This window comes from Embleya sp. NBC_00888, assembly GCF_045207655.1.
Classification (GTDB): Bacteria; Actinomycetota; Actinomycetes; order Streptomycetales; family Streptomycetaceae; genus Embleya.
Window position 1 is genome coordinate 5,002,485 of record NZ_CP108784.1, and the last position, 16,927, is coordinate 5,019,411.

Sequence of the window (16,927 nt, forward strand, 5' to 3'; positions counted from 1 at the left end):
GAACACCGCCGGCGCCGCATCGAGGGAACGGCGGAGGACGCGTGAGCGAGCAGCGCGAGGACGGTCGCAGGACGGCCGCCCCGAGCGGGGCCGCCCGCGCGTCCCGGGCCGTCGCGCCGCCGCGTCAGGCGCGCGGTGACCGTCCGGCGACACCGGCCAAACCGAAGGTCGTCGCCGCGGTCGAGTCCATCAAGGACTCGTCCGCGGCGGCGAGCCTGGGTCGGCTGCGCCGGCGCGGGGGCGGCAAGTGGATCGTGCTGACCCTGGTGGTGCTGAGCCTGGCCGTCGCGCTGGTGTACCCGCTGCGGCAGTACCTGGACCAGCGGGCCGAAGTGGACGACCTGCGCGAGAGCACCCGCAAGCAGCAGGCCGAGACCGAACGCATGCGGTCCGACCTGGAACGCTGGAACGACCCGGCGTACGTACGGCAACAGGCGCGCGAGCGGCTGCACTTCGTCTACCCGGGCGATACCGCCTACCTGGTGGTGCCGCAGCCGGGCGAGCCGGGCAACCCGGCGCCGCCCACGCCCGCGCAGGCCGGTTCGCCGCCCTGGTATCGCAGCCTGTGGGACTCCACGCGCGACGCGGACCGGGCCGGCACGCCGACCGCGAGCGCGGCGCCCTCGCCCACTCCGACGCCCGCCGCGTCGATCGGCTAGTACCGGGCACCGAGAACGGCGATCCTTGTCGGTGGCACCGGCGACCGGCCGGCTCGAACCCGAGCGGGACCGGTACGGCACGGCACGCGGATCGAACGTCGGTCCGAAGCACTCAGCGAAACAGGAAATACTCTCCTACATGGATCAGCAGGACATCGACGCCGTCAAGGCGCAGCTCGGCCGTACCCCGCGTGGTCTGCGCGGCGTCGCGCACCGGTGCCCGTGTGGGCTTCCGGACGTCGTGGAGACCGCTCCACGCCTGGAGGACGGCTCGCCGTTCCCGACGCTGTACTACCTGACCTGCCCGCGGGCGGCGTCCGCGATCGGCACGCTCGAGGCGAACAACGTCATGCGCGAGATGAGCGCCCGCCTGGCCGAGGACGAGGACCTCGCGGCTCGGTACGCCGCCGCGCACGAGGACTACATCGCGCGCCGGGACGCGATCGAGGTACTGGAGGGCTTCCCGTCCGCCGGGGGCATGCCGGATCGGGTCAAGTGCCTGCACGTGCTGGCCGGCCACGCGCTGGCCGCCGGGCGCGGGGTGAACCCGCTCGGCGACGAGACGTTGGACGCGCTGCCGGACTGGTGGGCCAAGGGCCCGTGCGTGTGTGTGGACAAGCCGGACGAGGCGACAGAGGCCGCGGAGGCCGCCGAGGCCGACGCCCCAGCCACAAAGGACGAGACCCGATGACCCGACGCGTCGCCGCGATCGACTGCGGCACCAACTCGATCCGCCTGTTGGTCGCCGACCTGGACCCGGCCGCCGGGACGCTGGTCGACCTGGACCGGCGGATGCGGATCGTCCGGCTCGGCCAGGGCGTCGACCGGACCGGCCGGCTCGCCCCGGAGGCACTGGAGCGCACGTTCGACGCGTGCCGCGACTACGCCAAGACGATCGGCGAACTCGGCGCCGAGCGAGTGCGCTTCGTGGCCACCAGCGCGAGCCGCGACGCGGAGAACCGGGACGTGTTCCGGGACGGCGTGCGGGAGATCCTGGGCGTCGAGCCCGAGGTGGTCTCCGGCGACGAGGAGGCCACGCTGTCCTTCACCGGGGCCACCCGCGAACTGGCCGGCACCGGCGCGGTCGAGACGCCGTACCTGGTGGTCGACATCGGCGGCGGGTCCACCGAGTTCGTGCTGGGCACCGACCGGCCCGAGGCGGCGCGCTCGGTGGACATCGGCTGCGTCCGGATGACCGAGCGGCACCTGCGCGAGGACCCGCCGAGTCGGGCCCAGATCGCCGCGGCCATCGCCGACATCGAGGCCGCGACAGCGCAGGCCGCGGCGGTGGTCCCGATGGACCGCGCCCGCACGCTGGTCGGCCTGGCCGGCTCGGTCACCACGGTCGCCGGCATCGCGCTGAACCTGCCCGAGTACGACTCCACCGCCATCCACCACGCCCGGCTGACCCTCGATCAGGTCCGCGCGGTGACCACCCGCCTGCTGGCCGCCACACACGCCGAACGCGCGGCGATTCCGGTCCTGCACCCGGGCCGCGTGGACGTGATCGGCGCCGGCGCGCTGGTCCTGCGCACGATCATGGAACGCACCGGTCTGACCGAGGTCGTGGTCAGCGAACACGACATCCTGGACGGCATCGCCTGGTCGGTGGCGGAAGACCCGGAGCGGTAGGTCAGAGATTCCGGCGGGCAGCGCGGCGGCCGCCGACCTCGACCACGTTCGGGGCGGTTGTCGGGTCGGTGGCGGAACCGGGGAGTCATGTCCAACGTTTGGACTCGGGGAAAAGTTTGTGAATCCCTTCACATGGTCCCGGGGGCAAAACTTGGCCATGTGGGGCCGTTTTCCTCGTGATGGGCCGGTCGGATGCTGCCGTTGCCTTCGAAGGCGGTGGTCGCCGGCGGTTCGAGGTGGAGATCACATTGCGCCGCCCCGGGATACCTCGGGCAGGATCGACGCAGGTCATCGGGACCGAGCCGACGGACAAGCCGGCCGATTATGGTCGAGTGGATCTTCCTCGACCGCACACCGTGCACAAATGCACAAGCAAAAGGACGAAGAGTACCAGACGACCCGTTCGGTACTGCGCGCGGCCTCGAAGCACCGGCGAGTTCGATCGGTGGATACTTCCAAACATGAGCAACACGGATCGCCCTCGCATCCTTATCGTCGGCGGCGGCTACGTTGGTCTGTACGCCGCGCAGCGCATCCTCAAGAAGATGCGCTACGGCGAAGCGACCGTCACGGTCGTCGACCCGCGGTCGTACATGACCTACCAGCCCTTCCTCCCGGAAGCGGCCGCCGGCAGCATCTCACCGCGCCATGTCGTGGTGCCGCTGCGCCGTGTCCTGCCCAAGGCCGAGATCGTCAACGGCCGGGTCACCTCCGTCGACCACGACCGCAAGGTCGCGCTCGTCGAGCCGCTCGCGGGCGAGTCCTACGAGCTCGGCTTCGACTACATCGTCATCGCGCTCGGCTCGATATCGCGGACCTTCCCGATTCCCGGCCTGGCCGAGAACGGCATCGGTCTCAAGACCATCGAAGAAGCCATCGCGCTGCGCAACCACGTGCTCGGGCAGCTCGACCTGGCCGACTCCACCACGGACGAGGAGATCCGCCGCAAGGCGTTGACCTTCTGCTTCGTCGGTGGCGGCTTCGCCGGCATCGAGGCGCTGGCCGAGGTCGAGGACATGGCGCGCGACGCGGTGCGCTACTACAAGAACCTCAAGCGCGAGGACATGCGCTTCGTGATGGTGGAGGCGGCCAACCGCATCCTCCCCGAGGTCGGTCCGGAGCTCGGCGCCTGGACGCTGGAGCGCCTCAAGGCCCGGGACATCGAGTTCCACCTGGAGACGTCGCTCAAGTCCTGCGTCGACAAGCACTGCGTGCTCTCCAACGACGTCGAGTTCGACGCCTCCACGATCCTGTGGACCGCGGGCGTCAAGCCGAACCCGGTGCTGTCCGAGTACGGTCTGCCGCTCGGCCCGCGCGGCCACGTGGACACCCGCACCACCCTCCAGGTGGTCGGCATGGACAACGTGTTCGCCGCCGGCGACAACGCGCAGGTGCCGGACCTGGCCGCGGGCGAGGGCGCCTGGTGCCCGCCGAACGCGCAGCACGCGGTGCGGCAGGCGCGCGTCCTGGGCGACAACGTCGTCTCGGTGATGCGAGGGTTCCCGCCGAGCGACTACAAGCACAAGAACCTCGGTGCGGTGGCCGGCCTCGGTCTGCACAAGGGCGTCGCGGTGATGTTCGGCAAGTTCAAGCTCAAGGGGCTGCCGGCGTGGCTGTTCCACCGCACCTACCACGGTGCGATGGTGCCGACGTTCAACCGTAAGTTCCGGGTGTTCGCCGACTGGACGCTGTCCGCGTTCTTCCGGCGCGAGATCGTCTCGCTCGGGGCGATGGAGCACCCGCGGGACGAGTTCGCGGAGGCGGCGCTCCCGCCGGTGCCGCGGGTCGAGCCTGCGGTCAAGGGGTAGTTGCTTTCGTTTGCGGGATGGGCCCGGTACGCCACTGTGCGTGCCGGGCCCTTTCGCGTCCGCGCCCGAGCGCGGGGCGGGTCATGTGGTGCGGGTGGCGTCGAAGCGTTTCATGCGTTCGAGGACCAGGTCCGAGGTGGGATCGAGCATTTCGTCGACGATTCGGCCGTCGGCCAGGAAGAGGACGCGGTCCGCGTAGGAGGCGGCGTTCGGGTCGTGGGTGACCATGACGATCGTTTGGCCGCTCTCGCGTACCGAGGCGCGGAGGAAGCCCAGGACCTCGGCGCCCGAGCGGGAGTCCAGGTTGCCCGTCGGTTCGTCGGCGAAGATGATCTCCGGTCTGCTCGCCAGCGCCCGCGCACACGCGACACGTTGCTGCTGACCGCCGGACAGTTCGCTCGGACGGTGCTTCAGCCGGTCGCGCAGGTCCACCGTCTCGATCACGTGGTCCAGCCACGCCTGATCGGGCTTCACACCCGCGATGTCCATCGGCAGCGTGATGTTCTCCAACGCGGTCAGCGTCGGCAGCAGGTTGAACGCCTGGAAGACGAAGCCGATCTTCTCCCGCCGCAGCAGGGTCAGTTTCTTGTCGTCGAGTGAGGACAACTCCACGTCGCCCAGCCGGACCGAGCCGGTCGAGATCGAGTCCAGGCCCGCCATGCAGTGCATCAGCGTGGACTTGCCCGACCCGGAGGGGCCCATGATCGCGGTGTACTCCGCGCGCCGGAACCCGACCGAGACGTCGTCGAGCGCGAGCACTCGTGTCTCGCCCGTGCCGTAGATCTTGCTGATGCCGGTGGCGACGGCGGCGAGTTCGCCGCGTGCCCCGACTCCCGCGATGGGTTCGGTGGCGGTCACATCGGGCCTCTTTCGTTGCGGGCGTGATCGGGCCCGCATCGGCCGGACCCTCGACCCCGTGGTCCTACCCAGGTGCACCGGGCGAATGCGGAACTCCCCTGCTCAGCCGCCCCAAACCGCTCATTCGGCACCATCCGTACGGCATCCGGACGGGTCGCCCCCGGTCGCTCTCCGCGATCGAACAGGCCCGCGGAACGGGTCCGCGGGGGCTCCGAATCCAAGAGGCCAACCCGGTGCGCCGGGGCCGCTACGCTCAGCATCGCCCCCGGATGGTGGAACGCAGACACGAGGAGCTTAAACCTCCTTGGCCGCAAGGCCGTGCGGGTTCGAGTCCCGCTCCGGGGACTAGATGATCATGGCTCTGACCTGCGTCGGAGCCGTTTTCAAGATCGTTGCCGTTGACAATGTTGCGGGCTTGTCAACGGCCATGCAATGCAAGATCATTTATCGTGACCCCCTGTGCATCACTCGGAACGCCGTTCCGAGGGAGTGTAGGGCTGCAACTCTCGATAGAAATCCCGATCGTGTCCATCGCTGAATTGATGGCAGGCGACTACCGTCCGACGCCGTACACACGTTGTGTGCACTCCGCACACCTCACCGTCGTACTCTGCGAGGGATACCGATCTCGGGAGCGATCATGCGCATCGACAACAGCATCGGCCCACGTATCACCGACGCTCGAACGGCCCGGCATCTCACCCTTCAAGGCCTCGCCGACCGCGCCAAACTCAGCCGAAGCTACGTGCAGAAGATCGAGCGGGGTGAGCGCCCGCCGAGCCAGCAGGCCATCGTCGCCTTGGCGCGCGCGCTGCGAGTGGACGTGACGCGCCTGACCGGCCAGCCGTACGACGAAGACACCGGCCCCGAGGATCAGGCCGTGCATGCGGTTATCCCGGCCATCCGCCGCGTGATGCTGTGTTACCGAACCCCGGAGGCCTCGCTGCTTCCGCCCAGGGAGTTCGAGGAAATGGCCGCCCAGGTTGAGGTCGTCAACCGACACCGCCGCGCTGCCGACTACGCCACCACCGCGCCAACTCTGCCCGTGCTGTTGACCGAACTCTCGACCTACGCGCTGTCCGCTCCACCCGACTCGATGGCGGCGAGGGAAGGGTTCGCCCTGCTCGCTCAGGTCTACCGGGCGACGAACAGCCTTGCCCACAAGTTGGGTTACTACGATCTCAGCGCCTCTGCACTGGAGCGCGTGGCGTGGGCGGCCGGGCTGTCGCAAGATCCCTTGCTTGTCGCGACGTCGCGATACCTGTTGGCCGGCGCCATGACGCGTGAGGGTGCATACGCTGCGGCGCGACAGGTCCTGCGCGAAGTTGAGGACGGTCTGCGTGAAGTGAATGGCACCGAGGCCACCGGCATGCTTGGGGCCACTCTGCTCAAGCGGGCTGTGGCCGCCGCCGCGGCGGGTTTGCCGTCGGAGATGGACGCATGCTTGGACGAGGCGGCGGAGATCGGTGCGCGCATCGGCCACGAAGGGATCTACAGCGATACCCCGTTCGGTCCCGCGCAGGTCAAGATCTATCGCGCAAGCACGGCGATCATCACCGACGACTACGACACGGCGGTGCGTGACGGCGGCGCGCTGGTGATGCCCGCAGAGATGCCGGCCGAGCGATCGAGCCACCACTACATCGATCTGGCGCACGCTCGCGTCGTGACTGGCGACCGCCCCGGCGCGTGGGCGGCTCTGCGCGAAGCGCGCAAGCTCGCGCCCTTGCACACACGCAAGCACCCTCGGGTGCGAGACAGCGTGGCTACCCTGCTACGGCTGGAGCGCGCCGACGACCAGACGCGCTTGGGCTTCGGTCGGTGGGTCGGCGTGACCCCCCTGTAACTCGCTGGTTGATCATGATCACGCGCGGTGCACACAAACTGTGTGCACCGCGCTTTCTTGTGCGCGGCACGATGAGTACTCCCAGTGCTATCAAGATCACTAGGAGAGATCGTGAGCCTGCCCCAAAGCCAGCGCACGGCCCTGATCGTCGACTGTGACCCGAACGCGGGCCGCCCCGTTCTCCTGCGTCCCCTCGACGCGAGCACCCCCGGGATAGCCCTCACGCGCGACGAAGCACAGCACCTGGTCGACGACGTTGCCCACGTGCTCGACCTGCTCGACGCCACGGCCGAGATCGCCACCGCCGCCGCCCCGTAGGGCCCACAGCAGCCGTCCGGCGTCGGTGCCCGTGCCCAATGCCGGACGGCCCCGACCCCGGTCCGGCGGCGATCACTGCCCGTGAGGAGCCGCCGGGCCGGGCCAACCGCGAGGCGGGGCCGGCAGGGCGCCCGACCACTGGAGGTCTGCCCCGCGCCGTCCCGATGGCGGCACCGGGCCCGCCTCGCACCAAGCACCCCGCGCACACCATGGAGTCCTCGTGACCGACCCCAAGGCGGCCAGCGCCGCGCTGGTGACCTTGCCGGCCTGGAGCATCCACCTCGTTCCCGCCGAGCATCCGCGGCCGTGGCGCCTGAACGTGATTGCGGCCGGGATGCAGGCGCCGGCCGTGCAGCTCGACCGCGTCGCCGTTCACCTCACGGAAGCGGAGATCGGTGCGCTCGCCGAGACGCTGCTGTGCCCGAGGCACTCGGACGAACCGCGGCCCGCCCGGGCCCGTGTCCTGCGGGACGGCGGCGGGCCGCTACGGGTCGTCGTGGACGCGGTCGACGACGACCCGAACTTGGTCGCGCACATCGAGGAGTACCACCGCGTGGGTCTCCTCGACGACATCTCATGGCGCCTGCCCCACCTGATGCCGGCCAGCGCGCCGGCGGAGCCGACGCTCCGTCTCGACCCGATACCGGTCACGGGGCTCGCCATCGACCAGGTCGTCGAGCTGCACCGGCGCCTGGGCCACTGGCTGGAGAGCGAGGGAATCCGCGCTGTCCGCGCCGACCGGTTCGTGCGCGAGAAGTTCGGGATCCCGACCCGGTGAGCCGGCGCCCGCAGCTCCTAGCCGCGGCGATCAACGCGGCGGCACGGCACGGCACTGCGCACCCGGTCACCCACCAGGCGATCGCTGACGCGCACGCCGACGGGGCCACCGTGGACAAGCTCGCCCGCGCCCTGAACGTTCCCCCGGCCGTGATCGTCCGGGTGGTGCTGGCGACCCGCTCGACCCGGGCCATGCCCTCATGAACTTCGACCACCAGGCCTACACCGGCCACCAGCGACCCGAGGACACCACCATGAGCACCGAGACCGAGCCGGCCACGTGGGTGGTCGGAGACTGGGCCACCACCCTCATGCCCGACGGGGACCGCGCCCGCGGCCAGGTGGTGAAGGCGTGGCACGACGGCGATCACTGGTTGGCCGAGGTCGTGCTGGTCGACGGCGGCGACCACGTGACGGTGCTCGCCGCCGCCGAGTTGTGGCCGGACGCCTGATGACAACCGCGCCCGACACCCCCGCGCTCGAAGCCCTGAAGGTCGCGGCGGCCGAGCGCGACCGGCTTAAGGCCGTGCCCCGGTCCGCCACGCCGACAATGGAGGAGCAGAGGGCGCACCGGCGGCGGCTGCGGGCGGCACGCTACGCAGTCCAGGCCGCCGTGGTGACCGCCTACAGGGCCGGCGCCGACGTCACCACCGTCGCCCAGGCAGCAGGCGTCAGCCCCAAGCACACCCGGCAGATCCTGCACGCCGAGGCGATCACCCTGCGACCGCAGGAACGGCCCGGGCGGCGCCCGTACTCCGACCTGCCGACGCCACCGCGGCACGCCCAGGCCCTCGAAGCCATAGCCGCCGTGGTGCCGCAGCCGGGCCGGACCGACGAGCGCACGCGGGCGGCGATCGTCCAGGCCGCCGCGATCGGCGTCCCCATCGTGGCGATGGCCCGCGTGGTCGGGGTCACCGCTCAGCGGGTCGGGCAGATCCTGCGGGCAGCGCGCACCTGACCCCGGACAGCACGAAACCGGCCCGCCCTCGAAGGGGCGGGCCGTTGTCGTGCGGTCTACGTGGGCTGGTCGGGGGTGACGGCCTGCTCGACCCGGTCGACCGCATCGCGCAGGGACGTGCCGGAGTTCGGCCGCAGCTCGTGCTCGATTCGCGCGGTGCGCTCCTCGGTCGCGGCCTGGCGTTCCTCGATCCGCGCGAGACGTGGCATCACCCCCTGACGCTCCGGGACACCCGGCCGAGCCGGCATCCCGTCCCAGTCCTGCCGAAACTCCTCCTGACGCTGGGCAATTCGGCGGATCGGCAGGACCACGTAGCGCCACGCGAACCCCGTGATGCCGGTCGCCGCGGTCGCGCTGGTCGCGACCACCTGTAGCCAATTCACTCGCGCCCCCGATCGAGCGCTGACCGGATGTCGGCGTCCGGGTCGACCGCCCGCAGCCACGACGGCAGCAGGCGATCGACGACCGGCGTCGCCATGACACGGGTCAGTCCGCCGGCCACCGCCAGGACCACGCCGACCCCGGCGGTGGTCTGCGGTATCCCGGACGCGGTGACGATCACGGGCAGGCCCGCGGCGAGGCTGAGCGCGCCCTGGACCAGGGTGCGAATCGTCCGGCGGGTGCTGTCCTTCATGAGGTCACCTTGAATCCGTGAGCCGCGCCGAGGCGCGAGAGGCTGGTCTGGCCGGGGATGCCGTCGGCGTCGGTACCTCGGTAGCCGAGGCGCCGCTGCCACGCGGCGTAGGCGGTGACGGTGGCGGTGCCGTAGTGGCCGTCGACCAGGCCGCGGGCCAGCAGGCCCTCGTCGGCCAGGGCGACCTCGACCAGGCGCGCGGGCCCGTAGGTCACTGGAGTGCCGGCGGACGGTGGGTTGCTGCGCGCGGCCGAGATCAGCCGGGACAGCGACACCTCGGGCAGCGAGCTCGGCGGCGTCACCGGACCGCCCGTGCCCGCCACGATGCCCGGGAACACCCGGTCGTGGAACTGCCGCACGCGCGCGTCACCAGGGCACGCGGTGCCGCTCACGGACCACTTGGCGAACAGCCGGTGATAGCCATACCCGGGGTCGTCCCAGGTGCGGCAGATCCGCAGCGGCAGGTCGTGCCGCTCGTGCATCCACACGCCCAGCCGGATCAGGCTGTCCATCTGGGCGTCGGTCCACGGGTCGGTGTGCTCCAGGTTGGACGCGGTCTCGACGCTGACCGCGCCGGTGCCGTCCGCCCTGCGGTTCGCCGACGCGTTGGCGTCCGCGCGGGTCTCGGTCCCGATGTACTGCCACAGACCGCCGTCGTACTGGCAGCCGAAGTGCGATTCGAGGTTGGTCGAGTCGCGCCAGTATTCGAACATCCGCTCGCCCGACCATGGCGCCGCGATCGAGTGGAAGATCAGTTGGGTGGGACGGATGGCGGGTTGGCTGTCGGATTCGGGCTGGAGCTCGCGCTTCCTCGCTCCGGGATACCAGGTCACTGGGTGCCTCCAATGGGCATGCGGAAGTGCCCCGGGCCGGGTCGGCACGGGGTGTGGATCAGTGGTGGGTCAGGCGGTTCCCCAGGACCCGAACACGGTTGCCGAGGCCGAGCCGACGGCGCCGGTCCGGCGGGCTTGGAGATCCAGGGTCAGCTCGTCCCGGAGGGGGATGGCCGTTACGTCGGCCACGATGTAGGCGATGAGGGTGCCGCCGGAGTGGCTGACCACACTGCCCACCGGGCTCCCGTTCGCGAGCATCCGCACCTCGATCGCGGCGCCGCCCAGGGCGCCCGCGCCGATGCGCGCAGTCACCCGCGGGTGCTGGCGCGGAAACGTGGTCGAGTACAAGGTGTCGAAGGACGTGGACGCCGTCGACGCCCATTCGTTCGAGCGCACCCTGGACCAGCCGTGTGACAGGTACGGCGCGCCCAGCCCGCCCCGGTAGTCGGTGGACAGAACGATCTCGCCGTCGGGATCCATGATCCGCAGCCGCTGAACGTCGGCGCCGGGTTGGCCCACGGCGGTCGCGCCCAAGGCGTAGATGCCCAGCACGAGCTCGCCCTGGTCGTCACGCACGAGCATGCCGCGCTGCGGGCTCCCGTTCGAATACGGGAAGAAGATGTCACCGACGAACAGCCCTTGGCCGCCGTCGGCCCGGTCCACGCGTAGCGTGCCACCGCTGCCGATGCGGACGATGCCGTCGATGACCTGGTCGAGTGCCGGCCGGATGTTCACGCGTCCGGCGAGCTGCCGGATCGAATCCTCGGCCCGGCGGATGCGGTCGAGCAGGTCGGTGGGGATCGCGGGCATCAGGCAGCCACCTCAAGGAACAGCCGGCACGTCTCGCCGGATGTGCGCGTCGGTGGGGTCACGGACATGCCGACCACGCGGTACCGGCGGTCATCGCCGTCCGGGTGCCACACGTCCCGGCGGCGCACACGCACGGTCGCGCCGAGCATCGCCGGCGACAGGCGGTCGCCCGGGATGATGGTGATCTCGGGGATCGTGGTCTGCGACCAGGCCCGGCCGAGGTCGGCGACCGCGTGCTCGGTGAGCGTGGTCGGGTCCTCGACCGTGCTGTGGTCGCTCGTGCCGTCGAGCCGTGGCCACCCCTGCTCGATCGCGCCCGTCACCTCCTGGACGTCGGTGAGCAGAGGAACCGATGCCGCGGCCTGGTTGCGGTTGGGGGTCGCACCGCGGCTCTGCCAGTGCGTGGCGCGGCTACCGCCGTCCTCGGGATCGGAGTACGCGCGGACGGGCCCGGGGTAGTCCAGGACCACATCCGTGCTGCCCGCGTGGATGCGCGGGTATCCGAGCACCAGCCGTTTGACCCGGCCGCCGGCGGCGTCGGTCTCCGAGGCAATGCGCCACTCGAACCCGTCCTCGACGGCGGCGAGTTGGTCGAGCAACTGCCGGATGCGCGGCTGGTCGTACCGGCCGAACACGCGATCGCGCGGCACCCCCGACACCGTGTCGTAGTCGATGACGATGCCGATGTCGCCGCCCGGCTGTTCGGTCGTGTACTCGACCAGACCCCTGGCGATGTCGAGCTGGTCGACGCCGGACGACGTGAGCGTGTCCATGACGACCCGGCGATCGAGGTAGCTGTCCCACGTCGCAGCCTGGATCGTGCAGGACGCGGCGCCGCGGTCGCCGATCGTGGGCGTCGACTGCCACAGGATCCCGCCCCACCAGATCTGCCCACCCCGGTACACCCACAGGGCGGTTCGGGCGGGCGCCAGGAGCCGTACGCGCCGGGCCATGTCGGCGGAGGTGACCGCGATCGATGCCCTCAATGAGCCGCTCTTGCCGATGTAGTCGTCGAAGCTCACCCCGTCGAGCGGGATGGCGTCGAGGACTTGGTCGGTGCGCAGGTCGCAGAACAGTGCGCGGTACGGCGGCGGCGGCGTCATGCCGCGGCCTCGTACGTGGCCAGCAGGGTCAGGCTGTCGTTGGTGCCCCAGGTGAACGGCCGCGCGGGACCCCACGGGCTCCCCTGGGCGTTGCTGAACGCACTCATGTCCGACGCGCCGCCGGAGACGAACGCGATCCCCTGGTAGATGGCGGTGCCCGCGTCGGTCGCCATCGCGTGCCCCAGCCCGGCATGCCCGGACGACACCGCCGCAGCCTGCACCGGCAGAGTGAACGTCCAGTAGCCGGACCCCTGGGTGGTCGTGCTGCCCAGGGTGAACGCCACCCGCGCGGTGATCAGCCGACCGACCCGGGACCAGGCACCGACGAGGCTGCCGTTGCCCAACGAGGCGCCGCCGCCCGCGAGTACCGGGGTGTATGCGGTCCACGCGCCCCACGTGCTCGGAGCGAGAGTCGACGGCAGCGTGAATTCGGACCACGCCGAGCCGTCCCACTGGGTCAGCCGGCCGGAGACGATCCTGACCTGACCGATGTACGACCCGGTCGCGTTCGAGGCGTCGACCGGGAGGATGCCGCCGACCGCGACGGTGTACGCGCGCATGTCGGTCGCGCCACCCCAGGTCAGGCCGCCGGTGCCCGCGCTCGCGCCAGCGGGGACGGTGATCCGGTAGAGCGGCATGGTGGTGGGTGAGGGCATCGCCGGCACCACCGGCGCCGCGTTTGCCGCGCCCTGCACGACGACGATGTCGCCGGCGTACTGGCCGGACGTGTCGTAGATGTGGTCGTAGACCCGCAAGGCGATGACGTCGATGCGCGGCAACGATGCGTGCCCGTTGCCAACTGTGACGGCGTGCGGCACGGTGACCGTCGCCGAGTAGGCGCCCTGGGCGGTGGTGCCCTGCACGACGGCCTGGCCCAGGCCGATGGTCGCGCCCATCCCGCTCCCGGTCAGGGACAGCGGGTTACCTCCGGGGATCACCCCGGATCGGGTGGTCGTCGGACCCGTCGGCCACATCCTGCCGATGGGCGTCAACCGGGTGTCCTCGCGGGACTGCCCGCCGTTGGTGCCGGGACTCGGGTACAGCCAGCTCACACGTACGGTCACGCTGACCTCCAGGTCACCAGTGGGCGGATCGCCAGCGCACCGTGACGGTCGCGGCGGGGTCGGTGCTGCCCGGGGCAGCGCGATAGGCCAGATCGGTCGAGCCCGGCTCCAGGGTGAATGCCTGCTCGGGGATGCTGCGGTTGGTTGCGGTGTACAGGCGGTCGGCGCCGTCGAGGCGGACCGTCCCGGCCGCGGTGTCGACGGTCAGCGTCTCGGCGGCGGTCAGCGTCACGTCGTACTCCAGGCGCACGCCGTCGCCCAAGCGCACGAGCGAGGGCATTGCAACCGGGCCCCGGAACTCGATGACGACCGGCGCCGGCGCGTCTCCGCTGTTGGTGGCCGTCAGGGTGCCGCTGACCGCCGGCGTGCCCCAGTCGAGGGAGAACGTCAGCGGGAACGTCAGGCCGCTCTCCGGCTGCGGCAAGCCGGTGGTCACGGCCTGCTCGGTGGCCTCGTATCGCCGGGGATCCGAGCACGACCACTGGAGTGCGACGCCCACGATCGTCCCGACCCGATACGCCCGGTCCACCGGCAGCCGACGGCGGATCACCCGGCCGTGCACGAGCAGCGGGCCGCGGCTGTCGAGCCACACGACCAGCGGCTGCTCGGCGTCGCCGAGCCGCGTGCCGCTGTTGAGCGTGGTGACCATCGCGCCGACCTGGTCGGCCGGTACCCGCACGATCACCTCGGCGGTGACCGTGCGGGCCTGCGCGAGCAGCGCACCCGGGGCCGAACCGTGCTGACCCGAATACGGCATCGACGCATCGTCCAGGCCGGGGAGTTCCTCCCAGCCGTCGAGCGACCGCAGCCGCAGAGGATCGGGGCCGATCAGCAGGTCGCCCCACTGCATCTGCCCCGGCCCCGTGAGGAGTTCGCCGGCCACTGCGTCACCTCCCCCGCAATCGCCAGTCGAGCGCCTCGGCCATCCGCTCGGGGTCCTCGCCCGAGCTGTGCCACCCGCCGTTGATCTGGACCAGCGGGCCCGTGCGGGACTCGGCGACCGGGGTGGTGCCGCCGACCGAGGTGATCCGGGCGGGTGCCGCCATCGACGGCATCGACGCCGTGAGCGCGCCGAGTTGCGCGCGCAGGGCCGGTGTCTGCGAGTCGATGCCGGCCATGAACCCGCGCATGATCAGCTTGCCGTTGCCGGTCAGCAACTTGGCATCCCTGGTAGCGGGGCCCTTCCAGTCCGGGATCATGCTGGTCACGGATCCCAACGCGCTCTTGAGCGATCCGAGCTTGCTCATCACGCCGTCGATCAGGCCCTGGAGGATGCGCGTGCCCGCGTCCCACAGCAGCCGCCCGGTGTCGCCGAGCGCCCGCAGCAGGTCCCCGGGGAGGCCCCGCAGCCAGTCCACCAGGTTGCGGCCTTTGTCCTGCGCGCCGGTCACCATGCCGGCGAACGCGTTGATCACGGCGGTGCCGACAGCGCGGGTCTTCTCGCCGACCCACCCGGACGCGGACGACCAGGTGTCGCGGATCCAGCCCCACAGCGCCGAGGCGGCGCCGATGGTGTGGTCGCGCACCCACCCCCACGCGCGCTGTGTGCCCGCGACGATCTCGTCCCAGTAGTAGATGACCAGGGCTGCGATCGCGATGACGGCGACCGTGACCCACGCGATCGGGCCGAGTGCCACGATCCACGCTGCGGCCATCTGTGCACCGCGGATGGTCGCCTGAGTGCCCATCAGAATCCACTGTCCGACGATCACCGCCCCGGACACGACGGCTTGGGCGCCGGCGGCAATCCAGCCGCCGATCGTTGCCCAGTGCGCGGCAACGCTCGTCGCTGCACTGGTGGTCGCCGTGGTCTTGGTCAGCACCCACGCGGTCACCTGCGTGGCCGCGCTGACCGTGGCACCGACACCGGCCGCGACCATCGCAGGCAGCAAGAACAGCATGATCGCGGCAGCAACGCCGAGAAGCGGTTCCTTGTTGTTGCCGATCCAGGTGGCCGCGTCCTTCATCGCGGGCACGACGTCGTCGCGCACCACACGGCCCGTGGCGACGGCCGCCGGAACCACGTAATCGTTGAGCCAGCCGGCGACGTCCCGCAGCACGGGCACCAGGTCGTCGCGTACCCACCTGCCCGCGTCCTTGACGGCGGGTCCGAACTCCTGCTTCATCTCTCGCCCGAACGCGATCACGCGCGGCAGGACCTTGTTCCCGAGCACCTCGATGAACGCCTGTTCCAGCGTCCGCTTGAACGCCTCGATCTTGGTGCTGGCGTTGTTGCGCATGGTGTCGCCGGCGCGGTCCGCGGATCCGGCCACGTTGTCCAGGCCCTTGCCGGCGGTGTCGAGGTTGAGCGCGAAGATGCTCGCGCCCAGGTCCTCGCCGGGGCCGCCGAACAGGTCCTGAACGATCTGGGCCTGCGTCGCGGCGTCCTTGACGCCGCGCAGCTTGTCCATGATCAGGGCCATCGCCTCGCGCGCACCCTCGCCGCCCTTGGCGATCTTGGCCTGCATGGTGTCGAAGTCCAGGCCCATGGCCTTGAACGCGTTGTCCTTGGTCTCGTCCTTCGCCGCCGTCATCCGCAGCGAGAACTCCTTGAACGCGTCGCCGATCTTGTCCGTGGACCAGGCGCCGGCGTCCAGGCCCTGCTTCATCACGCCCAGGGACTGCTTGGCGTCCAGGCCGAACTGCTTGAAGAACGGGCTGTATTCGTAGAACGTCTCGCTGAGGTCGTCCGCCGGGGCGCCCAGGTCCCGGAACCCGGCGGTCATCACGTCGAACGCCTCGGTCGCGTCCTTCGCCAGGCCCGTCTTGATCATCGACGCGGCGGCCTTGACCGACATGGTCACGTCCTGGTCGAACAGCCGGGACATGTCCGACGCCGCAGCCGAGATCTTCTTGATCTGCCCGACGCTCGCGTCCGGGTCGATCAGGCCCGCACCCATGACCACCTTGACGAGCTGCGCGGCCTCGTCGAACGACTCCGAGATGGTGCTCTTGTAGATGTCGCCGGCGGCCTTGGCGTAGACCTTGGCGTGCGCGGGGGTCGAGCCCAGCGCGGCGTTCATCATGTCCGCGCTCAGGTCCTGGGCGAAGCCCTCGGTGATGCCCTTGAACATCACCGCGCCGGCTGCGGCACCGGCCACCGCGGCGCCCGCGACGAGCTTGGTCTTCAAGCTCATGCCCGCAGCCTCGCCCGCGTCCGCCCCGGCCTGGTCGGCCTCGCTCTCCAGCGACGTGTTCAGCGCGGTACCCGCCTCGTCGCCCGCGCTGCTGCCGGCCGCCCGCGCCTCGCTCCCGAGGGCACCGTCCAGGGCGGTGCCCGCGCTCGCGCCGGCCTGTCGCGCGCCGGCGTCGAGCTGGGCCTGGAGCGCCGCCGCGGCCGTCGTCCCGGCCTGGTCGCCTGCGGCGGCCGAGCCGGGGGTGAGCGCGTTCGCCAGGCCCTGCGCGGCCTGCGCGGCACCAGCCCGGATCTGGTCGACCATCCGCCCGATCAAGCCCTGGCCGGCGCCCGTGCCCGCCTGCTCGGACGTGCGGGTGACGTCGCCCGCCAGACCCTGCATGACGGCGGTGACGTGGTTCGCGCCCCGGTCCAGGTCGCGGGTCTCCAGGCTCGCGAAACCGACCAGCTCGCCGACATTGAGCGCCACGGGTCACCACCTCCGTGGGTGC

19 protein-coding genes and 1 tRNA gene are annotated in these 16,927 nt (G+C 70.9%); 11 read left to right on the forward strand and 9 right to left on the reverse strand.

Annotated features, from left to right (window positions below; translation table 11 throughout):
- Nucleotides 1-41 precede the first annotated feature (41 nt).
- The 4 genes from OG948_RS21200 to OG948_RS21215 all read left to right on the forward strand — a co-directional run bounded on the left by OG948_RS21200 (nucleotide 42) and on the right by OG948_RS21215 (nucleotide 4,099).
- The gene (locus OG948_RS21200) at nucleotides 42-659 is read left to right on the forward strand and encodes a septum formation initiator family protein (protein ID WP_406298039.1); all 618 of its coding nucleotides are present in this window, start codon (nucleotides 42-44) and stop codon (nucleotides 657-659) included.
- A gap of 139 nt (nucleotides 660-798) precedes the next feature.
- The gene (locus OG948_RS21205; RefSeq protein WP_406298040.1) at nucleotides 799-1,350 is read left to right on the forward strand and encodes a DUF501 domain-containing protein; all 552 of its coding nucleotides are present in this window, start codon (nucleotides 799-801) and stop codon (nucleotides 1,348-1,350) included.
- Entirely contained in the window at nucleotides 1,347-2,291 is a 945-nt protein-coding gene (locus tag OG948_RS21210) for an exopolyphosphatase (RefSeq protein ID WP_406298041.1), read from the forward strand. Before OG948_RS21205 ends, OG948_RS21210 begins: the two co-directional genes overlap by 4 nt.
- Nucleotides 2,292-2,752: 461 nt before the next feature.
- Entirely contained in the window at nucleotides 2,753-4,099 is a 1,347-nt protein-coding gene (locus OG948_RS21215; RefSeq protein ID WP_406298042.1) for an NAD(P)/FAD-dependent oxidoreductase, read from the forward strand.
- A gap of 81 nt (nucleotides 4,100-4,180) precedes the next feature.
- Here the strand turns inward: OG948_RS21215 and OG948_RS21220 are convergent, their stop codons facing one another.
- Nucleotides 4,181-4,957, reverse strand: coding sequence for an ABC transporter ATP-binding protein (locus tag OG948_RS21220; protein WP_406298043.1), 777 nt, complete (start codon nucleotides 4,955-4,957; stop codon nucleotides 4,181-4,183).
- Between the two features lie 263 nt (nucleotides 4,958-5,220).
- Between OG948_RS21220 and OG948_RS21225 the strand changes: the two genes are divergently transcribed.
- The 7 genes from OG948_RS21225 (at nucleotide 5,221) to OG948_RS21255 (ending at nucleotide 8,856) form a co-directional block, all read left to right on the forward strand.
- Nucleotides 5,221-5,302 (forward strand) — tRNA-Leu (locus OG948_RS21225).
- Nucleotides 5,303-5,597: 295 nt separating this feature from the next.
- Nucleotides 5,598-6,803 carry a helix-turn-helix domain-containing protein gene (locus tag OG948_RS21230; protein ID WP_406298044.1) on the forward strand — a complete coding sequence of 402 codons (1,206 nt, stop codon included), beginning with the start codon at nucleotides 5,598-5,600 and terminating at the stop codon, nucleotides 6,801-6,803.
- A gap of 111 nt (nucleotides 6,804-6,914) precedes the next feature.
- Nucleotides 6,915-7,121 carry a hypothetical protein gene (locus tag OG948_RS21235; RefSeq protein ID WP_406298045.1) on the forward strand — a complete coding sequence of 69 codons (207 nt, stop codon included), beginning with the start codon at nucleotides 6,915-6,917 and terminating at the stop codon, nucleotides 7,119-7,121.
- A 220-nt stretch (nucleotides 7,122-7,341) separates the two neighbouring features.
- Complete coding sequence (locus OG948_RS21240; protein ID WP_406298046.1) at nucleotides 7,342-7,899, forward strand: hypothetical protein; 558 nt, start codon at nucleotides 7,342-7,344, stop codon at nucleotides 7,897-7,899.
- Complete coding sequence (locus OG948_RS21245; RefSeq protein WP_406298047.1) at nucleotides 7,896-8,102, forward strand: hypothetical protein; 207 nt, start codon at nucleotides 7,896-7,898, stop codon at nucleotides 8,100-8,102. The genes OG948_RS21240 and OG948_RS21245 overlap by 4 nt, the downstream gene beginning before the upstream one ends.
- A complete protein-coding gene (locus OG948_RS21250) occupies nucleotides 8,099-8,350 on the forward strand; it encodes a hypothetical protein (RefSeq protein ID WP_406298048.1) in 252 nt (83 codons plus the stop codon). Before OG948_RS21245 ends, OG948_RS21250 begins: the two co-directional genes overlap by 4 nt.
- The gene (locus OG948_RS21255; protein ID WP_406298049.1) at nucleotides 8,350-8,856 is read left to right on the forward strand and encodes a hypothetical protein; all 507 of its coding nucleotides are present in this window, start codon (nucleotides 8,350-8,352) and stop codon (nucleotides 8,854-8,856) included. The genes OG948_RS21250 and OG948_RS21255 overlap by 1 nt, the downstream gene beginning before the upstream one ends.
- 56 nt (nucleotides 8,857-8,912) lie before the next feature.
- On the opposite strand, the gene OG948_RS21260 is transcribed toward OG948_RS21255, so the two are convergent.
- The 8 genes from OG948_RS21260 to OG948_RS21295 all read right to left on the reverse strand — a co-directional run bounded on the left by OG948_RS21260 (nucleotide 8,913) and on the right by OG948_RS21295 (nucleotide 16,905).
- On the reverse strand, nucleotides 8,913-9,239 hold the full coding sequence (locus OG948_RS21260) for a hypothetical protein (protein ID WP_406298050.1): 327 nt from the start codon (nucleotides 9,237-9,239) through the stop codon (nucleotides 8,913-8,915).
- Nucleotides 9,236-9,490: a hypothetical protein gene (locus OG948_RS21265; RefSeq protein WP_406298051.1), complete on the reverse strand. Its 255-nt coding sequence runs from the start codon at nucleotides 9,488-9,490 to the stop codon at nucleotides 9,236-9,238. Before OG948_RS21265 ends, OG948_RS21260 begins: the two co-directional genes overlap by 4 nt.
- The gene (locus OG948_RS21270; RefSeq protein ID WP_406298052.1) at nucleotides 9,487-10,323 is read right to left on the reverse strand and encodes an N-acetylmuramoyl-L-alanine amidase; all 837 of its coding nucleotides are present in this window, start codon (nucleotides 10,321-10,323) and stop codon (nucleotides 9,487-9,489) included. The genes OG948_RS21265 and OG948_RS21270 overlap by 4 nt, the downstream gene beginning before the upstream one ends.
- 69 nt (nucleotides 10,324-10,392) lie before the next feature.
- Nucleotides 10,393-11,133, reverse strand: coding sequence for a hypothetical protein (locus tag OG948_RS21275; RefSeq protein ID WP_406298053.1), 741 nt, complete (start codon nucleotides 11,131-11,133; stop codon nucleotides 10,393-10,395).
- Nucleotides 11,133-12,236, reverse strand: a complete 1,104-nt coding sequence (locus OG948_RS21280) for a hypothetical protein (protein ID WP_406298054.1) — start codon at nucleotides 12,234-12,236, stop codon at nucleotides 11,133-11,135. Before OG948_RS21280 ends, OG948_RS21275 begins: the two co-directional genes overlap by 1 nt.
- A complete protein-coding gene (locus OG948_RS21285; protein WP_406298055.1) occupies nucleotides 12,233-13,300 on the reverse strand; it encodes a hypothetical protein in 1,068 nt (355 codons plus the stop codon). The genes OG948_RS21280 and OG948_RS21285 overlap by 4 nt, the downstream gene beginning before the upstream one ends.
- 13 nt (nucleotides 13,301-13,313) lie before the next feature.
- Nucleotides 13,314-14,183, reverse strand: coding sequence for a phage distal tail protein (locus tag OG948_RS21290; protein ID WP_406298056.1), 870 nt, complete (start codon nucleotides 14,181-14,183; stop codon nucleotides 13,314-13,316).
- Between the two features lie 4 nt (nucleotides 14,184-14,187).
- Nucleotides 14,188-16,905: a phage tail tape measure protein gene (locus tag OG948_RS21295; RefSeq protein WP_406298057.1), complete on the reverse strand. Its 2,718-nt coding sequence runs from the start codon at nucleotides 16,903-16,905 to the stop codon at nucleotides 14,188-14,190.
- Nucleotides 16,906-16,927: the final 22 nt, after the last annotated feature.

What these genes read in the sequence shown, in the direction of transcription:
- OG948_RS21205 (WP_406298040.1), top strand. Translation starts at nt 799, where the DNA reads ATGGATCAGCAGGACATCGACGCCGTCAAGGCGCAGCTCGGCCGTACC.
- OG948_RS21210 (WP_406298041.1), top strand. Translation starts at nt 1,347, where the DNA reads ATGACCCGACGCGTCGCCGCGATCGACTGCGGCACCAACTCGATCCGC.
- OG948_RS21215 (WP_406298042.1), top strand. Translation starts at nt 2,753, where the DNA reads ATGAGCAACACGGATCGCCCTCGCATCCTTATCGTCGGCGGCGGCTAC.
- OG948_RS21230 (WP_406298044.1), top strand. Translation starts at nt 5,598, where the DNA reads ATGCGCATCGACAACAGCATCGGCCCACGTATCACCGACGCTCGAACG.
- OG948_RS21250 (WP_406298048.1), top strand. Translation starts at nt 8,099, where the DNA reads ATGAACTTCGACCACCAGGCCTACACCGGCCACCAGCGACCCGAGGAC.
- OG948_RS21255 (WP_406298049.1), top strand. Translation starts at nt 8,350, where the DNA reads ATGACAACCGCGCCCGACACCCCCGCGCTCGAAGCCCTGAAGGTCGCG.
- OG948_RS21265 (WP_406298051.1), bottom strand. Translation starts at nt 9,490, where the DNA reads ATGAAGGACAGCACCCGCCGGACGATTCGCACCCTGGTCCAGGGCGCG.
- OG948_RS21275 (WP_406298053.1), bottom strand. Translation starts at nt 11,133, where the DNA reads ATGCCCGCGATCCCCACCGACCTGCTCGACCGCATCCGCCGGGCCGAG.
- OG948_RS21280 (WP_406298054.1), bottom strand. Translation starts at nt 12,236, where the DNA reads ATGACGCCGCCGCCGCCGTACCGCGCACTGTTCTGCGACCTGCGCACC.